Origin of the sequence: Nonomuraea sp. NPDC049141, from assembly GCF_040648415.1 — a bacterium.
Taxonomy (GTDB): domain Bacteria; phylum Actinomycetota; class Actinomycetes; order Streptosporangiales; family Streptosporangiaceae; genus Nonomuraea.
Genome location: NZ_JBEZDR010000101.1, coordinates 1 through 3,326, shown reverse-complemented (window position 1 = coordinate 3,326; position 3,326 = coordinate 1). Strand labels below are relative to the sequence as shown.

General features: G+C 71.5%; 4 protein-coding genes. 1 reads left to right on the top strand and 3 read right to left on the bottom strand.

Features of this window, described 5'->3' with window-relative positions:
- From AB0B91_RS64675 to pdhA, 3 genes are all read right to left on the bottom strand, one after another.
- The coding region (locus AB0B91_RS64675) for a biotin/lipoyl-containing protein (protein WP_358342925.1) at window positions 1-341 on the bottom strand (341 nt) is incomplete at its 3' end.
- A 5-nt stretch (window positions 342-346) separates the two neighbouring features.
- Complete coding sequence (locus AB0B91_RS64670; protein ID WP_089002686.1) at window positions 347-1,336, bottom strand: alpha-ketoacid dehydrogenase subunit beta; 990 nt, start codon at window positions 1,334-1,336, stop codon at window positions 347-349.
- Window positions 1,336-2,511, bottom strand: a complete 1,176-nt coding sequence (gene pdhA, locus AB0B91_RS64665; protein WP_357659878.1) for a pyruvate dehydrogenase (acetyl-transferring) E1 component subunit alpha — start codon at window positions 2,509-2,511, stop codon at window positions 1,336-1,338. The genes AB0B91_RS64670 and pdhA overlap by 1 nt, the downstream gene beginning before the upstream one ends.
- A gap of 540 nt (window positions 2,512-3,051) precedes the next feature.
- Here pdhA and AB0B91_RS64660 point away from each other — a divergent pair.
- On the top strand, window positions 3,052-3,326 hold a 275-nt coding region (locus AB0B91_RS64660; RefSeq protein ID WP_358342922.1), incomplete at its 3' end, for a hypothetical protein.

Below are 3,326 nucleotides of genomic sequence, written 5' to 3'. Positions count from 1 at the left end.
GGCGCCACCTCGACCGCGGCCAGCGACGCCGCCGACGGGGTGGGCAGGGCGGAGGCCGGCGCACCGGTCGTCGACTGCTCGATCGGCCCGGCGCCCGGGTCGGTGTCGATCGCGATGATCGGCGTACCGACCTCGACCGTGCTCCCCTCCGGGTGGAAGATCGCCTGCACCTGGCCGGCCCACTTCGCCGGGATCTCGACGGCCGCCTTGGCCGTCTCCACCTCGACGATCGGCTGGTTCAGCTCGATCACGTCGCCGACCTTGACGAGCCACGCGAGGATCTCACCCTCGGTCAGGCCCTCGCCCAGGTCGGGCAGGTTGAACTCCTTGATCCGTGACATGCCGCTCACCAACCGAAGGTGCGGTCGACGGCGTCGAGCACCCGGTCGAGGTCGGGCAGGTACTCCTCCTCCACCCGGGAAGCCGGGTAGGGGGTGTCGAAGCCGGTCACCCGCAGCACCGGGGACTCCAGGGAGTAGAAGCACTCCTCGGTGATCCGGGCGGCGATCTCCGAGCCCAGGCCCAGGTTGCCCGGGGCCTCGTGCACGACCACGCAGCGGCCGGTGCGCTTCACCGACTCGTACGCGGCGGCCAGGTCCAGCGGGGAGATCGAGCGCAGGTCGATGACCTCCAGCTCCCGGCCGTCCTCGGCGGCGGCGGTCGCCGCGTCCAGGCAGGTCCGCACCATCGGCCCGTACGCCAGCACCGTGGCGTCCGTGCCGGTCCGCACGACCCGGGACGAGTGCAGCGGGTACGCCCCCGACAGCGGGGCGTCCAGCTCGACCGGGCCCTTCTCCCAGTAGCGCCGCTTCGGCTCCAGGAAGACGACGGGGTCGTCCGACGCGATGGCCTGCTGGATCATCGTGTACGCGTCCTGCGGGTTGGCGCAGGACACCACCTTCAGGCCGGCGGTGTGGGCGAAGTACGCCTCCGGCGACTCCGAGTGGTGCTCGACCGCGCCGATGCCGCCGCCGAACGGGATCCGGATGACCATCGGGATCCGCACCTTGCCCTGCGAGCGGTAGTGCATCTTCGCCACCTGCGACACGATCTGGTCGTACGCGGGGTAGACGAAGCCGTCGAACTGGATCTCGCAGACCGGCCGGAAGCCGCGGATGGCCAGGCCGACCGCGGTGCCGATGATGCCGGACTCGGCGAGCGGCGTGTCGATCACGCGCTGGTCGCCGAAGTCCTTCTGGAGGCCGTCGGTGATCCGGAAGACGCCGCCGAGCTTGCCGACGTCCTCGCCCATGATGACGACCTTCGGGTCGTTCTCCAGGGCCCTGCGCAGACCGGTGTTGAGGGCCTTGCCGAGGGTGAGCGTCTCCGTGGCCATCAGTGGGCGCTCCCCTCGAACGACTGAATGTACTTCGTGAACTGCGCCCGCTGCTCGTCGAGCTCGGGGGACCCGTTGGGGTAGACGTGGTCGAACATCGTCACCGGATCGGGGTTGGGCATGGCGAGCACCCGCTCGCGCAGGTGCACCGACTCGGTGCGGGCCTGCTCGTCGACGGCGGCGAAGAAGTCCGCGTCGGCGATCTGCTGCTTCTCCAGGAACGCCTTCATCCGGGCGATCGGGTCCTTCGCCTGCCAGGCCTCGACCTCGCTGGCGATCCGGTAGCGGGTCGGGTCGTCGGAGGTGGTGTGCGCGCCCATCCGGTAGGTGTAGGCCTCGATTAGGCTGGGGCCCTGGCCGAGCCGGGCGTTGTCCAGCGCGTGCCGGGTCACCGCGTACGACGCGAGGACGTCGTTGCCGTCCACCCGCACACCGGGGAAGCCGAAGCCGCCCGCCCGCTGGTAGAGCGGCACGCGGGTCTGCCGCTCCAGCGGCTCGGAGATGGCGTACTGGTTGTTCTGGCAGAAGAACACCAGCGGGGCGTTGAAGACGCTGGCCCAGACGAACGCCTCGTTGACGTCGCCCTGGCTGGTGGCGCCGTCGCCGAAGTAGGCGATCACCGCCTCGCCGTCCTCGGTGCCGGTCTTGCCGTCCATGTGGACGCCCATGGCGTACCCGGTCGCGTGCAGGGTCTGCGCCCCGATCACGATCGTGTACATGTTGAACTTGAACTCGTTCGGGTCCCAGCCGCCCTGGTCGACGCCCCGGAACAGGCCGAGCGGCATGATCGGGTCGATGCCCCGGCAGTAGAGGACGCCGTGCTCCCGGTAGGTCGGGAAGGCCATGTCCTGCGTACGCAGCGCGCGTCCCGAGCCCACCTGCGCGGCCTCCTGGCCGAGCAGGCTGGCCCACAGGCCCAGCTCGCCCTGGCGCTGCAACGCGGTGGCCTCGGCGTCGAGCTTGCGGACCAGCACGAGGTCGCGGTAGAGCCCGCGGTACTCCTCGTCGGTGAAGTCGACGCGGTACTCGGTCCCGTCCGGGCCGGTCGCGCTCTCGATCCGCTCACCCTCCGGGGTGAGCAGCTGCACCAGCTGCGGGTCGCCGGTCGCACCCTTCCTGGACCGGGGTGCGGCCCGTCGGCCGCGACTGGAGACCCCGGGGTCGCCCTTTGCCATCCGTCTCTCCCTGTCTGTCTGCGTCGGCACCGGGGGGTCACCCGGCCGCGCAACTCGTGCGCCTGCCCGGCTGGTGCCGGACGGGTTCCTGGCGGCCGCGCCTAGCCCCGGTAGGGGTTGCCGCGCGGCGTGAGCCGGATTCTGGCCGAACCCGGTTCGGGAGCGCCGGCGCCCAGCCGCGCCTGCCGCGAGGGTGCGCGGAGGTCGTGGCTGCGTTGCCGTCGTGGTCCATATTCGCATCACACGTGAGCGTGCCCACAGTGCGCCTTCCCCAGGCAGGGGCGGCGGCCCGCTTCGTCGCACGAAGTGCCCGGTGTCCGTTGCATCGACGCCCGGCCGATCCGGCGGTGGTTCGTCACCGTTCGGCCATATACGCGTGTCGACACGCTGTGCAGGGTTGGCTTACCCAGCGTCACTGGTCCAGGCTGTTTGGCACGGGATCGTTCGCGTCGGGCGTTTGCCGCTCCCGCGCGTCGGGGCGGCGCCCCGGACGGTCCTGTACGACCCGTCCGCCGCCGGAGCGACGAGGAGGAGTGCGTGGTGTCCGAGCCAGGTCGAGATCCCGCCACTCCCTTCCTCGGCCGGCACCGTGCCGCCGGCGGCTACCGCCGCCTGGTCGGCGCGCACCGGGCGCCCGGTCAGGGCGGACCGTCCCGGGGCTACCTGTTCACGGTGGCGCTGCTCGCCGGCACGGCGTCGATGCCGATCCTCGCGGCGATCAGCACCGGCTCCGCCACCGTCGGCAGCACCGCCCTGCCGGACACCAGCACCCCGTTCCTGCCGACCCCCTCGATCGGCCCGGTGGTCATCCCGGT